Annotated in this window: 16 protein-coding genes; 14 read left to right on the top strand and 2 right to left on the bottom strand. The window is 58.5% G+C overall.

Features of this window, described 5'->3' with window-relative positions; genetic code table 11:
- The first annotated feature begins 1 nt into the window (after position 1).
- The 7 genes from arnA to AAEZ03_RS01420 all read left to right on the top strand — a co-directional run bounded on the left by arnA (position 2) and on the right by AAEZ03_RS01420 (position 8,339).
- Positions 2-1,993 (top strand): bifunctional UDP-4-amino-4-deoxy-L-arabinose formyltransferase/UDP-glucuronic acid oxidase ArnA, encoded by a 1,992-nt coding sequence (arnA, locus tag AAEZ03_RS01450; RefSeq protein ID WP_048371769.1) that lies wholly within the window; start codon positions 2-4, stop codon positions 1,991-1,993.
- Positions 1,993-2,877 (top strand): 4-deoxy-4-formamido-L-arabinose-phosphoundecaprenol deformylase, encoded by an 885-nt coding sequence (arnD, locus tag AAEZ03_RS01445; RefSeq protein ID WP_048371772.1) that lies wholly within the window; start codon positions 1,993-1,995, stop codon positions 2,875-2,877. Before arnA ends, arnD begins: the two co-directional genes overlap by 1 nt.
- The gene (arnT, locus tag AAEZ03_RS01440; protein ID WP_153432708.1) at positions 2,874-4,523 is read left to right on the top strand and encodes a lipid IV(A) 4-amino-4-deoxy-L-arabinosyltransferase; all 1,650 of its coding nucleotides are present in this window, start codon (positions 2,874-2,876) and stop codon (positions 4,521-4,523) included. The genes arnD and arnT overlap by 4 nt, the downstream gene beginning before the upstream one ends.
- Positions 4,520-4,864 carry a 4-amino-4-deoxy-L-arabinose-phosphoundecaprenol flippase subunit ArnE gene (arnE, locus tag AAEZ03_RS01435; protein ID WP_350575348.1) on the top strand — a complete coding sequence of 115 codons (345 nt, stop codon included), beginning with the start codon at positions 4,520-4,522 and terminating at the stop codon, positions 4,862-4,864. Before arnT ends, arnE begins: the two co-directional genes overlap by 4 nt.
- Complete coding sequence (arnF, locus tag AAEZ03_RS01430; protein WP_048391328.1) at positions 4,861-5,268, top strand: 4-amino-4-deoxy-L-arabinose-phosphoundecaprenol flippase subunit ArnF; 408 nt, start codon at positions 4,861-4,863, stop codon at positions 5,266-5,268. Before arnE ends, arnF begins: the two co-directional genes overlap by 4 nt.
- On the top strand, positions 5,265-6,629 hold the full coding sequence (locus AAEZ03_RS01425; protein WP_278939017.1) for a UDP-glucose dehydrogenase family protein: 1,365 nt from the start codon (positions 5,265-5,267) through the stop codon (positions 6,627-6,629). The genes arnF and AAEZ03_RS01425 overlap by 4 nt, the downstream gene beginning before the upstream one ends.
- Positions 6,630-6,731: 102 nt before the next feature.
- Entirely contained in the window at positions 6,732-8,339 is a 1,608-nt protein-coding gene (locus AAEZ03_RS01420; RefSeq protein ID WP_350575345.1) for a phospholipid carrier-dependent glycosyltransferase, read from the top strand.
- A 57-nt stretch (positions 8,340-8,396) separates the two neighbouring features.
- On the opposite strand, the gene AAEZ03_RS01415 is transcribed toward AAEZ03_RS01420, so the two are convergent.
- Both AAEZ03_RS01415 and AAEZ03_RS01410 read right to left on the bottom strand, forming a co-directional pair.
- Positions 8,397-9,482: an NAD(P)H-dependent flavin oxidoreductase gene (locus AAEZ03_RS01415; RefSeq protein ID WP_350575342.1), complete on the bottom strand. Its 1,086-nt coding sequence runs from the start codon at positions 9,480-9,482 to the stop codon at positions 8,397-8,399.
- A 123-nt stretch (positions 9,483-9,605) separates the two neighbouring features.
- Complete coding sequence (locus AAEZ03_RS01410; protein ID WP_123749078.1) at positions 9,606-11,162, bottom strand: L,D-transpeptidase family protein; 1,557 nt, start codon at positions 11,160-11,162, stop codon at positions 9,606-9,608.
- Positions 11,163-11,304: 142 nt separating this feature from the next.
- Here AAEZ03_RS01410 and AAEZ03_RS01405 point away from each other — a divergent pair, with 142 nt between their 5' ends.
- From AAEZ03_RS01405 to AAEZ03_RS01375, 7 genes are all read left to right on the top strand, one after another.
- Positions 11,305-12,012, top strand: a complete 708-nt coding sequence (locus tag AAEZ03_RS01405) for a murein L,D-transpeptidase catalytic domain family protein (protein ID WP_123749077.1) — start codon at positions 11,305-11,307, stop codon at positions 12,010-12,012.
- 250 nt (positions 12,013-12,262) lie between these two features.
- Positions 12,263-13,033: a FadR/GntR family transcriptional regulator gene (locus tag AAEZ03_RS01400; RefSeq protein WP_048371789.1), complete on the top strand. Its 771-nt coding sequence runs from the start codon at positions 12,263-12,265 to the stop codon at positions 13,031-13,033.
- A gap of 126 nt (positions 13,034-13,159) precedes the next feature.
- Positions 13,160-14,362 carry an ABC transporter substrate-binding protein gene (locus AAEZ03_RS01395; RefSeq protein ID WP_153330294.1) on the top strand — a complete coding sequence of 401 codons (1,203 nt, stop codon included), beginning with the start codon at positions 13,160-13,162 and terminating at the stop codon, positions 14,360-14,362.
- Positions 14,363-14,429: 67 nt separating this feature from the next.
- Positions 14,430-15,290: a branched-chain amino acid ABC transporter permease gene (locus AAEZ03_RS01390; protein WP_048371794.1), complete on the top strand. Its 861-nt coding sequence runs from the start codon at positions 14,430-14,432 to the stop codon at positions 15,288-15,290.
- 1 nt (position 15,291) lies between these two features.
- Positions 15,292-16,302: a branched-chain amino acid ABC transporter permease gene (locus AAEZ03_RS01385; protein ID WP_350575336.1), complete on the top strand. Its 1,011-nt coding sequence runs from the start codon at positions 15,292-15,294 to the stop codon at positions 16,300-16,302.
- A complete protein-coding gene (locus AAEZ03_RS01380) occupies positions 16,299-17,060 on the top strand; it encodes an ABC transporter ATP-binding protein (protein WP_350575333.1) in 762 nt (253 codons plus the stop codon). The genes AAEZ03_RS01385 and AAEZ03_RS01380 overlap by 4 nt, the downstream gene beginning before the upstream one ends.
- A complete protein-coding gene (locus AAEZ03_RS01375; protein WP_350575331.1) occupies positions 17,060-17,755 on the top strand; it encodes an ABC transporter ATP-binding protein in 696 nt (231 codons plus the stop codon). Before AAEZ03_RS01380 ends, AAEZ03_RS01375 begins: the two co-directional genes overlap by 1 nt.
- The last annotated feature ends 8 nt before the right edge of the window (positions 17,756-17,763 follow it).

Here is a 17,763-nt window from a genome sequence, read left to right as displayed (position 1 = left end):
CATGAGTTTGAAAGCCGTTGTTTTCGCCTATCACGATATTGGCTGCACAGGCATCGAAGCCCTGCTCAATGCAGGCTACGACATTGCTGCCGTGTTCACCCATGCTGATGACCCCTCGGAAAATAACTTCTACGGTTCTGTGGCCCAACTGTGCGCCCGTAAAGGCATTCCGGTACACGCTCCGGAAGATGCTAACCACCCACTGTGGATCGAGCGCATTCGCAAGCTGAATGCCGACTACATTTTCTCGTTCTACTACCGCAACCTGTTGGGCGAAGAACTGCTGGCCAGCTCCAGCAAAGGCGCATTCAACCTGCACGGTTCCCTGCTGCCCCGCTACCGTGGCCGCGCTCCAGCGAACTGGGTACTGGTCAACGGCGAAACCGAAACCGGCGTAACCCTGCACCGCATGGTCAAACGTGCCGATGCCGGTGACATTGTTGCCCAGGAACGCATCAGCATTGAGCGCAGCGACACCGCGCTGAGCCTGCACGCCAAGCTGCGTGAAACCGCTGCAAAACTGCTGGCAGAAACCTTGCCTGTGCTGCCTGAAGGCAAGCTCAAAGAAACCCCGCAAGACGAATCCAAGGCCACTTACTTCGGTCGCCGCACAGCCGCTGACGGCCTGCTGCAGTGGAATCGCCCGGCAGAAGAACTGTTCAACCTCGTTCGTGCAGTTACCCAGCCGTACCCAGGCGCGTTCTGCGCCGTTGGCGAGCACAAACTGATTGTTTGGGCCAGCGAAGTGGTTGCCGGCAACGAAGGCCAGGCACCGGGCAACGTGATCAGCTGCGACCCGCTGCGTATCGCTTGCGGCAAAGACTCGCTGGTGATCACCGCCGGTCAGCGCAACGACAACGGCCTGTACCTGAGCGGCCCGCAACTGGCTCGTGAACTGGGTCTGGTTGATGGCTCGCGTCTGCGTGGCAGCGAATCCGGCCGTCCGGCCCGTCGTACCCGCGTTCTGATCCTGGGCGTTAACGGCTTTATCGGTAACCACCTGTCCGAGCGTCTGCTGCAAGACGACCGTTACGAAGTGTACGGCCTGGACATCGGCTCCGACGCTATTGACCGCCTGCGCAGCCACCCGAACTTCCACTTCGTGGAAGGCGACATCAGCATCCATACCGAGTGGATCGAGTACCACATCAAGAAGTGCGACGTGATTCTGCCGCTGGTAGCCATCGCCACGCCGATCGAATACACCCGCAACCCGCTGCGCGTATTCGAACTGGACTTTGAAGAGAACCTCAAGCTGGTTCGCTACTGCGTCAAGTACAACAAGCGCGTGATCTTCCCGTCCACGTCCGAAGTGTATGGCATGTGCCAGGACCAGAACTTCGACGAAGACACTTCCAACCTGATTGTTGGCCCGATCAACAAGCAGCGCTGGATCTACTCCGTGTCCAAGCAACTGCTGGACCGCGTGATCTGGGCTTACGGCACCAAAGGCCTGAAGTTCACCCTGTTCCGTCCGTTCAACTGGATGGGCCCGCGTCTGGACCGTCTGGATTCGGCTCGTGTTGGCAGCTCGCGCGCCATCACTCAGTTGATCCTGCACCTCGTGGAAGGTACCCCGATCCGTCTGGTTGACGGTGGTGCTCAGAAGCGCTGCTTCACTGACGTAGCTGACGGCATCGAAGCCCTGGCACGCATCATTGAAAACAAAGACGGCAAGTGTGACGGCCAGATCATCAACATCGGCAACCCGGAAAACGAAGCCAGCATTCGTGAACTGGGCCATGAGTTGCTGCGTCAGTTCGAAGCGCACCCGTTGCGTGACAACTTCCCGCCGTTCGCCGGTTTCCGCGATGTTGAAAGCCAGTCGTTCTACGGCACCGGCTACCAGGACGTGAGCCACCGCAAGCCAAGCGTTGAGAACGCACGTCGCCTGATCGACTGGACACCGACCACCGAGCTGAGCGAAACCATCGGCAAGACTCTGGATTTCTTCCTGCGTGAAGCCATGGTTGAAATCGCGGAAAAACGTTAATGCAAGCTGGACTACGTATTGATGTCGACACCTACCGAGGCACCCGTGAAGGGGTGCCCCGGTTACTCGAACTGCTCGACGAAGCCGATGTAAAAGCCACGTTTTTCTTTAGCGTGGGGCCGGACAACATGGGTCGCCATTTATGGCGCCTGATCAAGCCCCAGTTCTTCTGGAAAATGATGCGCTCCAAAGCTGCCAGTCTGTATGGCTGGGATATTTTGCTGGCCGGCACCGCCTGGCCAGGCAAACCGATCGGCAAGGATCTGGGGCATTTGATGCGCCAGACCCTGGCTGCGGGCCACGAGGTAGGCTTGCACGCGTGGGATCACCACGGCTGGCAGGCCAACACCGGGCGCTGGAGCGAGGCACAACTGATCGAGCAGATTCGCCGGGGTGTTGACACCCTGAGCGACATCACCGGGCAAGCGGTCGAGTGTTCGGCCGCCGCCGGTTGGCGCGCAGATGAACGCGTAGTCCAGGCCAAAGAAACTTTTGGCTTTCGTTACAACAGCGATTGCCGCGGGCACAGTCTGTTTCGGCCAAGGTTGGCCGACGGCAGACTGGGCGCGCCGCAAATCCCTGTTGATTTGCCTACATTCGATGAAGTAGTCGGGCCCGAGCTGAGTGCTGCCGACTTCAATTCATACATTCTTGATCGCTTCAGCCCGCAAAAGCTGAACGCGTACACCATCCATGCAGAAGTAGAAGGGATTCTAATGGCCAATGACTTTCGTCAATTGCTGACGCAGGCCCGTGCCCGCGACATTCACTTTCAGCCGCTTAAGGACTTGTTACCCGCCGATATCGACAGCCTGCCCGCCGGCCAATTGAGCCGTGGCGTGCTGGAAGGTCGTGAAGGTTGGCTGGGAGTGCAGAAGCCATGACTCAACGCTGGATGATTCCGCTGCTGGTATTGGCATTTGTTGCTTTCTACCTGTTGCCCCTGGGTACCCACGGCCTGTGGATCCCGGACGAAACGCGTTATGCCCAGATCGGCCAGCAAATCCTGGTCGATGGTAACTGGGTCACCCCGCATTTCATGGACATACGCTACTTCGAGAAACCGATTGCCGGTTACTGGATGATCGCGATCGGCCAGGCCATTTTTGGTGAAAACCTGTTTGGCGTGCGGATTGCCTCGGCGATTGCTACGGGCCTGAGCGTGTTGCTGGCCTACCTGGTCGCCCGCCGCCTGTGGAACGACCCGCGCAAGAGCTTCGCCTGCGCGCTGGTGTACATGACCTTCGGCCTCATTGCTGGTCAGGCTGGCTACTCCAACCTCGATCCGCAGTTCACCCTGTGGGTCAACCTGAGCCTGGTTGCCCTGTGGTTTGCAGTCGATACCCAAGACTCACGCCAGCGCCTGTTCAGTTGGGCGCTGCTGGGCTTTGCCTGCGGCATGGGCTTTATGACCAAGGGCTTTCTGGCCCTGTTACTGCCGGTTCTGATCGCCCTGCCCTACATGATCTGGCAAAAGCGTTTTCTGGAGCTGGTCAAGTACGGCCTGGTCGCCATGTTGGTCGCGGCTGTGGTGTCGTTGCCGTGGGTACTGGCGGTGCACGCACAAGAGCCGGACTACTGGCGTTTCTTCTTCTGGCACGAGCACATCCGCCGCTTTGCCGGTGAAGATGCCCAGCACGGTCGCCCATGGTGGTTCTACCTGCCGCTGATGGTGGTTTCCAGCTTGCCGTGGGCAGCCCTGCTGCCTGCCACCCTCAAAGATGCCTGGAGCCAGAAGCGTCAGACCGGCGTGATCTTTGTGCTGATGTGGATGTTGCTGCCACTGGCCTTGTTCAGCCTGAGCAAGGGCAAACTGCCGACCTACATCATGCCGTGCATGCTACCGCTGGCCCTGTTACTGGGCCACGCCCTGATGGATCGCGTTGATCAGGCGAAAACCCTGTCGCTGCGCCTCAATGGCCTGGTCAACCTGCTGATTGGCGCCGTGGCCTTGCTGGCCCTGATCTTCTTCCAGATCAAAAAACCGTTCTACGACAACGAGCCGCTGCACATGGCTTTGCTGGTCGTGGTCTTGCTGACCTGGATCGTTACCGGCCTGCTGGCCATGACCCGTCCGCTAAAAATGTGGGCGGCGCCTGCAGTCGCCATGGGCGTTCTGGTCCTGGTGTTGCCAGCCAGCATGCCAAGCAGCGTGGTGCACAACAAAATGCCTGACCAGTTTGTGCTGCATCATCTGGACGCATTGAAGCCTGCGACTGCCCTGCTGAGTAACGATCTGGGCGCGGCATCGGCACTGTCATGGCGCCTGCGTCGTCCAGACGTGACGCTGTACAACACGCAAGGCGAGGTCAAATACGGCCTGACTTATGACGATGCCAAAGGCAAAAGCATCGGTCTGGAAGACGTTCAGCAATGGCTAGCCGATGCACGTCTTAAAGGCCCGGTAGGTGTTGTGATGCGGGTCAAGGACAGCGATGAAACCCACGAAATGGACATGCTGCCCAAAGACGCCCAACGTTTTGACGAAGGCAACATGGTGATTTTGATCTACCCGCAGACCACTCCATGACCCTCACCCTGTTGCTCATGGCATGTCTGTTGACGTGTGCAGGCCAAGTGGCCCAGAAGTACGCCGTTGAAAGCTGGCGTGGGCCTGAGTCGGGGATCGCGCAAAAGCTGCGCTCCCCCTGGCTATGGTTGGCCCTGCTATGCCTGGGTCTGGGTTTGCTGGTGTGGTTGCTGGTGTTGCAACGCCTTGAAGTGGGCATCGCTTACCCGATGCTCAGCCTCAACTTTGTATTGATCACTCTGGTAGCCCGCTACCTGTTTAAAGAAACCATCGACCTGCGCCACTGGTGTGGCGTGGGCCTGGTGATTGCCGGTGTGGTTCTGCTGGGGCAAAACGCATGAGCCTGCGCCGTGGTTTTACCTTTGCCTGCTCAAGTGTATTGCTGGTCAGCGGCGCCCAGTTGGGCATGCGCTGGAGCATGACGCGCTTGCCGGAGCCGACACAGTGGCTGGAGGCAATCAGCCAAGGAGACGTTTCAATCAGCGCATTGGCAGTCGTGTTTGCCGCGATCATGGCCTACGCACTGTCAATGCTCTGCTGGTTGCTGGCCTTGCGTGACCTGCCCTTGGGGCGGGCCTATTCGCTGCTCAGCTTCAGCTACGCCCTGGTCTATCTGCTGGCGGCCAGCCTGCCGGTATTCCATGAAAGCTTCACCCTTTCAAAAACCCTTGGGGTGGCCTTGGTCATTCTGGGGGTGCTGACGATCAACTCTCGACGTACCCCAAGTTCCAGGAACAGCGCATGAAAATCAGTGTATTTGGTAGTGGTTATGTAGGCCTGGTGCAGGCAACGGTATTGGCGGAAGTCGGCCACGACGTGATTTGCATGGACATTGATCAGAAAAAGGTCGAGCTGTTACAGCAAGGTCACGTCAGCATTTTTGAGCCCGGGCTTTCGAGCCTGGTGCGTGAAAACCTTGAAAGCAAACGCCTGCGCTTCACCAGCGACGAAAAAACCGCTGTTGAGCACGGCCAGGTACTGTTTATCGCCGTTGGCACTCCGCCCAGCGAAGACGGTTCGGCAGACCTTAAAGCGGTATTCTCGGTGGGTGACGCAGTAGCCCGTCACCGCGTAGAACCGGTGATTCTGGTCGAGAAATCCACCGTGCCCGTGGGCACCGGTGACGCACTGACCGCGCACATCAACAAAGCGCTGGAACAAGCCGGCCGCGCGTTGCAATTCGACGTGGTGTCCAACCCCGAATTTCTCAAAGAAGGCTCGGCTGTCAGCGACTGCCGCCGCCCGGACCGCATCATCATTGGTTGCGAGCGAGACGAAGTACGCGACGTGATGCGTGACCTCTATGCCCCGTTCAACCGCAACCACGACCGCATCATCAACATGGACCTGCGCAGCGCCGAGCTGACCAAGTACGCCGCCAACTGCATGCTGGCGACCAAAATCAGCTTCATCAACCAGATCGCCGAACTGGCCGAACACCTGGGTGCGGACATTGAGTCGGTGCGTCTGGGCATTGGTGCCGACACCCGTATTGGCTACCACTTTATCTACCCTGGCTGCGGCTATGGCGGTTCGTGCTTCCCTAAAGACATGCGCGCGCTGATCCATAGCGCTCAGCAAGTCAATTGCTCCAGCGACCTGCTGCAAGCTGTAGAAGCCATCAACGAGCGTCAAAAGCACAAGCTGTTTGATCGCATCAATGCCTATTTCAAAGGCGACCTCAAGGGCAAAACCTTTGCCTTGTGGGGCCTGGCGTTCAAACCCAATACCGACGACATGCGCGACGCGCCTAGCCGCGTACTGATGGAAGCCTTGTGGGCCGCGGGTGCAGACGTTCGCGCCTTCGACCCTGAAGCCATGCAAGAGACTCAGCGCCTGTACGGTGATGAGCCTCGCCTGAGCCTGATGGGCACCCCGGAATCCGTGTTGCAAGGCGCCGATGCTTTGATCGTGTGCACTGAATGGCAGCAATTCAAGGCGCCAGATTTTGACCTGATCAAACAACGCCTGAAAACCCCGGTGATTTTCGACGGTCGTAACCTGTACGACAGCGAGCGCCTGACCCGCGCGGGCTTGCAGTACTTCCCGATGGGACGCGGTGAGTCTATCAACTTGCCGGTTTCACAAGGCGCTACAGCCGTTTAACGCTTCAACAGCGCCGCCATTGGCAACAATGGCGGCGTTTTTTATGGATGAAATTCGACTGTTTGCCCCTGCACGCCCCCTATTGAGTCAAGGAAACTCGACATGCCGGCTTTCTCTTCCCCCAGCGTTTTACGTGCCTTGCACCGACAGTCACTGCTACTGGGTGCGTTGACCTTACTGCTGTTTATTGTGGGTGATATTCACCAGGCTGCGATTGGCTTTGACTCGCGCTTTGTGATGTTTGCCAAGGAAATGCTGCGTCACGGCCCAAGCTTTTTCCCCACCACCTATGGCGAGCCCTACGCCGACTACAACGCCACCACCACCGTGTTTACCTGGCTGCTGTCGTTGCCATTTGGCGAGGTCAACAGCCTCACCGCCTGGCTACCCACCGCCATTGCCAGCTCGGTCATTGTGACCCTGATCTATCGCCTGGTAGCCCCGCAATCCACGACGTGGGCCTTGCTCAGCGTGGCGCTGCTGTTACTCAGCATGACCTTTATCACCGAAACCCGCGCCGTGTCGCTGGACCAAATGCTCGCGGCCGTCAGCCTTGGCGCGTTCTATCTGGCGTATGCCCACGATCACTTTGAAGCACCGCGCCGACACTTCTGGCTGCTGCTGTTGCTGATCCTCGGTTTTGCCATTCGCGGCCCGATTGGTCTGGTCATTCCGACCGGTATGTTGTGCAGTTACTTCCTGCTCAGCGGCCAATGGCGACGCATGATCAGCGTGGGTTTACAGGCACTGGTAATTTTGCTGCTGTGCATTGGCCTGCTGTTGTTTCTGGCCTGGGTCAGTGGCGGGCAAGCGTTTGTGCAAGACGTGATCCGCATGCAGGTTACTGGCCGTATCGACGGCTCTGAAGGCGCCAGCGGCCCCTTTTACTACTTCACCAGTTCCATGGGTAACTACGCCCTCGCCTATCCATTGGCCGTACTGGTGCTGGTTGTTGTCTTGATCGCCGGGCGCAAGCCGTCGAGTCCGGCCTTGCATCTGGTCAAGTACTGCGCCGCAGCGGGCTTGATCGTGATGATCGGCCTGTCGGTGCCGCAAGCGAAAAAAGCCCGTTACTTATTGCCGATGCTGCCGATGGCCGCAATTATTGCCGCGTACCCGTTTCAAGGCGTTCGAGGTCGGGCATTCGCCGCATTGCGCGTATTTATCCAGGCCATTTTGCTGGTGTTGCCAGCCTTGTTGATTGCCGGGCTGATGGTCGCAAGCAAGCGTTTCGCCGACCAACTGCCGCCCCTTAACGCGATCTTTATCATTTTGGGCGTGTTGCAGGTCATAGCACTGGGCCTGCTGTTCAAAGCGCACTTGCGCGCTGTGGGCTTGGGTGCGTGTGCGGTATTGGCGATGTGGAGCAGCTACATTCTGGTGCTCGAACCGGCTGAGCAGAACGCCTACAACACCCGCGATTTCACCCTCAACGCCATGCATCTGATCGACCAGGCACCCGCGCCGCTGGTGCTGCACGGCATGGGCAAAGACGCCAAGGCCATCAAGTTCATGGTTAACGTGGATCGCGACTTGCTGCCGGTATTCACCCAGTCAGCGGTTGAATTGACGGCCTTGCAAGCGCCGGTATGGATCGTGATGGATCGCAAGGACTATCAAGCGCTGCAAGGCACCGAGTTGGGCAATATCGTTCCGGCATTGACCGGTCAGTTCGACAAGAACGACTTCGTGTTGCTGCATTTGCCCTGAACCTTGGGTAAGCACAGAGGCTGCGGCATGTGCGCCGCAGCCTTGATCACTCCATACTTATTGACCCGCTGAACGCGCCTGATAGTCGTCAATCAGCTTGCGGGTCAGCTCAAACGATGACAGCTCAGCCGTGCGCCCAGGGCTCAACGGGAACGCCTGACCAGCCCACAAGTTGATGAAATCGCCTGAGCCGGCAGGCTCGGATTTGGCTTTCAGGGGCAGCAACACACCGCCAGCCAGCGGAAACGCCGGGGCTTGCGGGTTAATCGGGCCAATCTCTCGCATCACTCGATTCAGAATGCCCCGCGCCGGTCGCCCGGTGAATAGATTGGTCAATGCGGTATCACTGGAGCTGGCTTCGCGCAGCGCACGGTGATGAGGTCTGGATATTTTCGCCTGCGGGCAAAACAGGTACGCGGTACCGATTTGCACGGCGCTTGCGCCCAAGGCAAAGGCTGCTGCGATACCTCGTGCATCGGCAATCCCGCCAGCGGCAATCACCGGCACCGAGACCGCATCAGCGATTTGAGGGACCAGCGCAAAGGTGCCGATCTGACTGGTCCACTCAGTGGTTAAAAACATCGCCCGATGGCCACCCGCTTCATTGCCCATGGCAACAATGGCATCGCAGCCGTGGCGTTCGAGCCACTGTGCTTCTTCGACAGTGGTTGCCGAGCTGAGAATCTTCGCGCCCGTGGCTTTGACCCGCGCCATCAGTTCAGGGGCTGGCAGCGCAAAGTGAAAGCTCACCACCGCAGGCCGCAGCTCCTCGACCAGCGCACACGTGGCCTCATCAAAAGGCGCACGGACGGAGACCGGAGTGGGTGCGTCAAAGTCGGCACCGAGTTCGGCGTAATAGTCTTTAAACAACGCCTTCCAACGCTGAATGTGCGCCTCGTCGTATGCCGGGGCCTGGTGACAAAAAAAGTTCAAATTGAACGGCTGGCCAGTGACCGCACGGAAGGCGGCGACCTCCTCACGGATCGCATCAAGACTCAATGTGGCGCAGGCCAGAGAGCCCAGACCACCCGCCTTTGCCACACCGATCATTACATCGGCGCCAGCACCGAGCATGGGCGCCTGAATGATCGGGACGTTAATGCCAACCAGGTCGATAAAACGCGAGTCAGGCCATTGAGCCATCGGGGTTCTCTCTACGGTCAATAATCGGAAGCTGGATAGTAACGTGTAGGAGCGAGCTTGCCTCGCGATCTTTTAAACAATCAAAAGATCGCGAGGCAAGTTCGCTCCTACAGGGGGTTTAGGTCAGCGCTTGCTGCTCAGCGCCGTTATCAGGGCCGGATCACGGTTGTAGATGTCCGGGGTGTAGATCACTTTGCCGGTTTTATCGGCTTGGGCCGTCCAGTAGGTCATCAGGATCGGTTTGGGGTTAGACAAGCGAAATTCATGGGTTTTGCCGGTACTGAGCAAGTCTTCGGTGCGGCTTTTTTCCGCCGGGGTGACCAGTACGTCGCGCAGCTGGAATACCGATTCAACGCGCACACACCCCGAGCTGAATGCCCGCGGGCCTTTGCTGAACAGCGCCTGGCTTGGCGTGTCGTGCAGGTACACCGAAAACGGGTTGGGGAAGCGCAAGACAATCTTGCCCAACGGGTTTCTTGGCCCGGCGCCCTGACGCAGGAGGATATTGCCGGGGCGGTCCCAATCAATACTCTGCGGCGAGACTGGCTGCCCGTTGCTGTCAATAACCTGCAAGTCGTGCCGGCTCAGAAAGGACGAATCACGGCGGATTTGCGGCAGTTTGTCTTCCTTGAAAATGGTCGGCGGGATGGTCCAGGTCGGGTTCAGGGTCAGCCGCGTGACCCGCGACTTGAGCAGCGGCGTTTGTCGGTCTGCGCGCCCCACTTGCGTTCGGGTTTGCCAAATCGGTTGGCCGTTTTCATACACCGTTAACTGCGCCGCAGGCACATTGACCAGCAGCATGGACGGCTCAACGTCCTGGGCCATCCAGCGAAAGCGCTCCAGGTTGATCCGCAACTGTTCACGGCGGGTCGCCGGGCTGACGTTAAGCTCTTTTACCGTGCCCGCCCCGATGATGCCATCGGCCTGCAAGGAATGGTTGAGCTGAAAGCTTTTGACCGCAGACACCAGCTCATTGCTGTAGACGTTATCCGCTGTCGCGATTTTATGATCCAGATAACCCTCACTCATCAGCCGCTGCACCAAGGCCGGTACGCGAGAGTCTTGCATGCCGGGGCGCAGCACAGGGCCGTCGCCGATAGTTGGCCATTTGGGTAGCGGTTGCAGACGTTGCCTGGCGTAGACCTGACGCAAGTTTTTGTACTGCTCGAACGCAGGGCGCGCCTTGTCGAAGGCGTCACTGATGTTATTCAAACCGGCTTCGGCAATCGGCAGAATCTCGCGCCTGTCAGGTACTACTTCATTGGCATGCCAGACCGGCTCAAAACGCGCTTGCGGCAGGCGCCCGTAATGCAGGTCTTGCAGGGCTTGCAGGTACTGGCGGCTGATGTCGATATCGGCGCACAGGTCCTGACCCTTGGGCAACAGGTAGTTCTGTGGGTCGAGGCCATCATCGGCCAGGGTTGGCAACGTGGCTTGCAAGGCCGCCAAACGCACTTTGTCGGCCCAGATTGGCTGGTAATTCTGGCTCTGGTAAAAAGCCTCAAGCAGTGCCTGTGTGGGCTCATTAATACTGCCTGCCAGGGTCGGGCATGCTTGCGGCAGTTGCGTCAACGCCACATGCACCGGGTTCGACGGCTCTACTGGCGGCTCATCAGCCAGTGCGACCAGTGGCGCAGCGAGCAAGGTCAGGGTCAAGTAACATGCGTGTTTTTTGATCAACTGCTTAACTCCAGTCCGTGGCCTTTATGTGAGGGTCACCGTGTTGCTTGTCGCGCTATACAGTCAGGCTAGCAGCTAAATCGCGGTGGCCCTTGGATCAGCGCAATGTCATTCGTTTATTTAATGTGGAAGTTTTCTTTATATGCTGATTTTTTTGCGACGACTTTTTCTGGTCGCCGCGACCCTGGGCTCAGTCTGCAGCCCGGCGTTCGCCGCCAATACTTCCGCCCCGGTGCTCTACAACAGCCTGTCCAAGGCCGCTCCGGAACTCAATCCGCAAGTCCTGCAAAGCGCCCTCAGCGCCATGCAATGCGCCGTTAACAACGGTGCCAGTCAAGCTCGGCACCTGGCGGTCATCGACTACTCCATGCCTTCAACCGCCCGACGCTTATGGATCTTCGACCTGACCTCTAAAAAGCTGGTCCTGCGTGAGCTGGTCGCTCATGGGCAAAACTCCGGTGAAAATTTTGCCACCCGTTTTTCCAACAGCGAAGGCAGCTTCCAGTCCAGCCTCGGGCTGTTTCGTACCCGCGAAAGCTACCAGGGTGCCAACGGCTACTCCTTGCGCATGGATGGCCTTGAGCCGGGCATCAATGACCGGGCCCGTGACCGCGACATCGTGATCCATGGCGCCAGCTATGTGAATCCACTGTGGAGCCAACGCCAGGGCCGCATCGGGCGTAGCCAGGGCTGCCCTGCCGTACGCCCGCAAGTGGCACGCCAAGTAGTGGACAACCTCAAGAACGGACAGTTCATGTTTGCCTGGTACCCCGATCAGCGCTGGCTCAAATCGTCGGCTTACTTGAACTGCAAGCCACAGCTGGTGGCGAGCATCGTTTCGACTAAATAAATCACTGGCTTTTCCTGTAGTCGCTGACGAGGCACGAGGCTGCGAGGGGTTGCGAGGGGTTGCGAAGCGACCCTTAACGGCGGTCCTGCGGCCCGCACCGCAGCCTCGTACCTCGTCAGCGGCTACACCGAGCATATCCATTCCCGACCCCTTTTCTCTGAAAACGACACCTCGCCCGGTCGATGGTTGACTGCGCCTGCGCAGATCTATTTATTACTATTTATCCGCATTAATACGATAAATAGACAACATGCTTAATCGCCCGATTCGCCGCAAACGCCAGAAGCTGTCCGATGTGATTGTCGAATCGGTGAAGCGTTCGATCGTGACTGATGCACTCAAGCCCGGTGACCGTTTGCCCACTGAGCGTGAGCTGATGGAAAGCTTTCAATGCTCGAAAGGCTCAGCCCGCGAAGCTTTGAAGGCGCTGGAGGTCGAAGGTCTGGTGAGTACCCGTACCGGCCCCAGCGGCGGTGCATACCTGAATCAGGCCGGAACTGAGCCCGCCAGCCGCGCCTTGCGAAACTACCTGCACTTTCAGCATCTGGATGGCGAGCAGGTCTATCAGTTGCGCAAGGTTATTGAGGTCGAGTTGGCGGTTTCTGTTATCGGGCGTTTGAGCGCCGAAGATTATCAAGCGCTGCAAGCCAACGTAGATTTCTGCAGCGCCCCTGAAGACAGCGAGGCTGGCCAGCGGGAGCAGCGTTTGGCCGAGCTTGAGTTTCATACCCTGCTGGCCCGGGCCTGCCCTAACCCGCTGTTAAGTTTTATGGCGCAGTTTCTTAACGATTTGCTGCGCGATCTGGTGGTCCTGAAAAAGGCCTACAAACCCAAACGCAAGCAGTTTGATGCCGCCAACCTCGATTATCACAAGCAGTTGCTGGTTGCCCTGCGTGCCGAGGATGAGGCGCAAGTGCGCACCTTGATGCACGAGCACATGTGCGACGCCGAGCACCACATGACCGCCCTCGAAGGCCAGGTCAACCCGCATTTCTTGCTGGAGTTCGATCACCACCACTGACCCGTTTAGCCGTAACTGTGTGTTAGCAAGCGCTCCACCCCTATCCAATAAAAGGCCTGCCCACAGGACCTGATCCGCCGTTTGCCATTGCTACTCCTGCCAATAATTAAACCAGGGAGTTACCCCATGCAACGTCGTACTTTGTTGAAAGCGGGCCTGGCTGCTGCCAGCGCTTTAAGCCTTCCGCTTGGCATACGCCAGGCCTTCGCCGCCGAGCCCTTTACCTTCTATGGGTTGAAGTCCATGTCTGGAGCCTTTGCCAGTTATGGCAAGTTTGCCGACATGGGCTCGCGTCTGGCCGTCGAGCAATACCCGCAATTGCTGGGCAGACCATTGGTCTACAAGGTGATTGATACCGAAGGCAATGCCGGCAAAGCAGTACGCAAGGTTCAGGAAGCCATTGGCCAGGACGGCGCACGTTTTTTCCAGGGCTGCACCCTGTCATCGTCTGCCCTGGCCGTGGCCAAGGAAGTGAACAAGACTGGCGGAGTGTTCATGACCCCGGTCGGCGCCGATGAAGTCACCGGCAAGGACTGCAACAGTTCGACGTTTCGCTGGTCCGTGCCCACCTATGGCGCGGTGCGTGAAACCCTGATCCCGCTGATCAAACGCCTGCCGGAGGCCAAGCGCTGGTACACCATCACCCCGCAATACGTGTTCGGCGAGGCACTGCTTGATGGCACCCGGGAGGTGCTCAAGGAACACGGGCTGGAGCTTGTCGGCAACAGTTACCACTCTTTGCAGGAGCAGGAATTCTCCGGCTATTTGACCAACGCCATTTCAGCCAAGCCCGACGTGCTGGTGCTGCTCAATTTTGGCAGCCAGTCCAACAACACCCTGCGTCAGGCCGTGAATTTCGGCATGAAAGAGCGCATGAAAATTCTGCTGGTGTGGTCCGCCGGGCTGGATCAATTCCAGGAGCTGGGCAGTGATGTGCTTGAAGGCGTATACCTCGGCGCCCAGTACTGGCATCAGGTCGACACCCCGCTCAACCGCGAGCTGGTCAAGGCGACCCGGGACAAATACGGCATCAACCCGAACTACCCGCTGGCGGCTGACTACATCAGCACCAAGGTCATGCTCGACACCATCGCCGCCACGGGCAGTTTCGATGGTCCCACAGTGGCCAACGCCATGCAGGGCTTGAGCTACGAAGGCCCGACCGGCAAAGAAACCATCCGCGCCGGTGACCATCAAGTGATCAAGGATTACTACCTGATGCTGGGCAAACCGGAGCGCGAAATGACCGACAAGGACGATCTGGCGCTGGTGGTCAGTTCCGGTCAGTCGTTTGCCCCCGTCGCCGACACCGGCTGCGTACTCAGCTAAACCACCGACTATTTAGCACTTGCTACACGCAGCCGGTCAGCCAAGACCGCCTGCAGAGGGTATCTGCATGCTCGAACTTTATATGTTTCAGATTCTCAATGGCCTGGGCCTGGGGATGATCTACTTTCTGATTGCGGTTGGACTGACCATCATTTTTGGCCTGTTGAACTTCGTCAACTTCGCTCACGGTGCGTTCTTTCTGCTGGGCGCCTACCTCTGCTACACCGCCGTCAGCCTGACCGGCAACTTCTGGTTGTCGCTGCTGATCGCGCCGCTGCTGGTTGCCGCCCTCGCGTGGGTGATCGAGCGGGTGCTGATTCAGCGCATTTATAACCTGCCGCACATGTTCCAGATTTTGGTGACGTTGGGTATTGCGCTGATTATTCAAGAAGCCAGCGTGATGATCTGGGGCCCGGTCGGTAAAAGTGTCGCGGTGCCGCCGTTACTGCGCGGCGTGGTGGAAATTGGCGACTTTGTGTACCCCTACTACCGCTTGTTCCTGATTGCCTTCTCGGCGCTGGTGGGTTTCGCCCTGTGGTTGCTGCTGGAACGCACACGCTTCGGCGCGCTGGTGCGCGCCGGCAGTGAAAGCACCGAAACCGTGTCGCTGCTGGGCACCAATATCTTCCGCCTGTTTTCCATGACCTTCGCCCTGGGCGCCGGGCTTGCCGGCATTGCCGGGGTGCTGTTCGCGCCATTGCGCGGCGCCCAGCCTTTTGTCGGCCCGGAGATTCTCGGCGTGGCCTTCGTGGTGGTGGTGATTGGCGGCATGGGTTCGTTCAGTGGCGCACTGGTGGGCGGTCTGCTGGTGGGTGTGGTGCAAAGCCTGATGACAACTATCTGGCCCCAAGGTGCGAGCCTGATGATCTACGGCGCGATGGCCGTGGTGATTTTGCTGCGTCCTTACGGCCTGTTTGGGAGAGCCTGACATGAGCGAGAAAAACCCCCTGCCCTTCGCCAAAACCCAGTCGCGCTCGATGCTGCTGTGGGTGATTGCGGTGCTGATCGGCCTGCCACTGCTATTGCCATCGGCCACTCTGGCCACTGAAATCCTGATCTTCGCCATGGCCGCGCTGGCCTGCAACCTGTTGCTGGGTTACACCGGGTTGCTGTCCTTCGGCCAAGGCATCTTCTTTGGTGCCGGTTCTTACTGCGCTGCCTTGCTGATGATTCATCTGCAATGGGGGCTGTTCAGCGCACTGCTGGGCGCGGCTATCGCCGGGGCCTTGCTGGCGTTTCTGGTCGGTGCCCTGGCGATTCGCCGTACCGGTATTTACTTTGTGATGCTAACCCTGGCGTTCAGCCAGATGGCGTACTTCCTGACCTACACCCTGAGCGGCTGGACCGGCGGCGACAACGGTCTGCTCGATGTGCCACGGCCAGAAATCCGCATCGGCGACACGCTGCTGATGTCGCTGAGTGATGCGCGCTACTTCTACGGCTTTGTCGCGGTGCTGTTTTTGCTGATTTTCATTGGCGCACGCCGGGTGATTGCCTCGCCCTTTGGCAGCACGTTGATGGCAATCCGCGAGAACGAAACCCGTGCCGCCGCCATCGGCTACGACACCCGCCACTTCAAGATCCTGGTGTTCATGCTGTCGGGCGCGGTCACCGGGGTTGCCGGGGCGCTGTACGCCATGCTGCTGCACTTTGTGCCGTTGTCCAACATCGACCTGATGATGTCCGAAAACATCCTGATCATGACCATTGTCGGGGGCACCGGATCGCTGTTTGGCTCCTTGCTTGGGGCCGGTTCCATTGTGCTGCTGGGTGATTTCCTGTCAGACCTGTGGCCGCGCTGGCTGATGCTGCTCGGGATCATTTTGATCGTCGTCGTGGTGTTTATGCGCGGCGGTTTGTGGGGTGGGTTTACCAGCGCTTTCGAACGCATCAAAGGCTCGCGCAAAAGCCGCCTGCCCATTCAGGAGGAACAGCCATGAGTGCTAAAACACCTTACCTGCTGGAAACCGAGAACCTGAAGCTGTGCTATGGCGCTTTCAATGCCGTAAACGGGGTCAACCTGAAGGTCGAGCAAGGCACCATTCATACCGTGATCGGCCCCAATGGCGCGGGTAAAACCAGCCTGTTCCATTGCTTGACCGGCGAGCGCCGGGCCACCGACGGGGCGATTGTGTTTGGCGGTAAAAACATCATCAAAAAGCCGTCCCATGGCCGGGTTGCGCTGGGCATGGCGCGCTCCTTTCAGCTCACCAGCCTATTCCAGAACCTCAGCGTGCGGGAAAACCTGCGCCTCGCTGCACAGGGCCGTGACGGGCTGGCCGCACTGAACTTCTGGCGTCGGGTAGACAGCAAACGTGAACACCTGGACATGGCAGACCAGGTGCTCGAACGCCTGCAATTGACCCAACGCGCCAACACCCTGGCGGGTGAACTGTCCCACGGCCAGCAACGGGTGCTGGAGGTGGGCATGTCGATTTGCTCCAAACCCAAACTGCTGATGCTCGACGAGCCCACCTCCGGGATGGGCATTGACGATATTCCGATCATGACCCAATTGATCAGCGACCTGGGCCGCGATCACACCGTGCTGTTGATCGAACACAACATGAGCATTGTGATGTCCATCAGCCAACGCATCACGGTGATGAGCCACGGCCAGATCCTGGTCGAGGGCACCCCTGAATTTGTCCGCGCCGATGAGCGTGTGCGTACTGCCTACCTTGGAGAAGCCGCCTGATGCTAATCGTCGACGATATCCATTCCTACTACGACAAAAGCCACGTGCTCGAGGGCGTCTCGCTACAGGTCAACCCCGGTGAGCTGGTGACCTTGCTGGGCCGTAACGGTGCGGGCAAGACCACCACGTTGCGCAGCATTCTGGGGGTTGTCTGCCCGCGTAAAGGGCAGATCCGCTTTAACGGTCAGGACATGGTCGGACGCAAGATTTTCGAAATCGCCCGCGAAGGCCTGGCCTTGGTGCCGGAGCATCGCGGAATCTTCCGTCTGCTGAGCGTTGAAGAAAACTTGCGCATTGCCCAGCGCAAAAGCAGCCGCTGGCAGCTGGAAGACGTCTACAGCATGTTTCCACGCCTAAAAGAGCGCCGTAAAAACGCTGGACATGCGTTGTCCGGCGGGGAGCAGCAAATGCTCGCCATCGCCCGCGCCCTGCTCAACGATCCCAAACTATTGATACTCGATGAACCCACCGAAGGCCTGGCGCCGGTGATCGTTGATGAACTGGTGAAGATCCTGCGCAAGATCAAAGACGACGGCCTGCCCGTGCTGCTGGTGGAACAAAACCTGATGGTCTGCGACAAGCTTGCAGATCGCCATTACGTGCTTGAACAAGGCCGCGTGGTGTACGAAGGCAGCGCCGCCGATTTCCGTGCCAACCCAACGATCAAGAACCGTTACCTGGCTCTTAGCGCCTGAAGGGAGAC

The sequence above is a fragment of the Pseudomonas sp. HY2-MNA-CIBAN-0224 genome (assembly GCF_040310285.1).
GTDB classification, from domain to species: Bacteria; Pseudomonadota; Gammaproteobacteria; order Pseudomonadales; family Pseudomonadaceae; genus Aquipseudomonas; species Aquipseudomonas helleri.
Note: the sequence above shows the minus strand (reverse complement) of the source record. Positions and strands in the feature narration are given on the sequence as shown.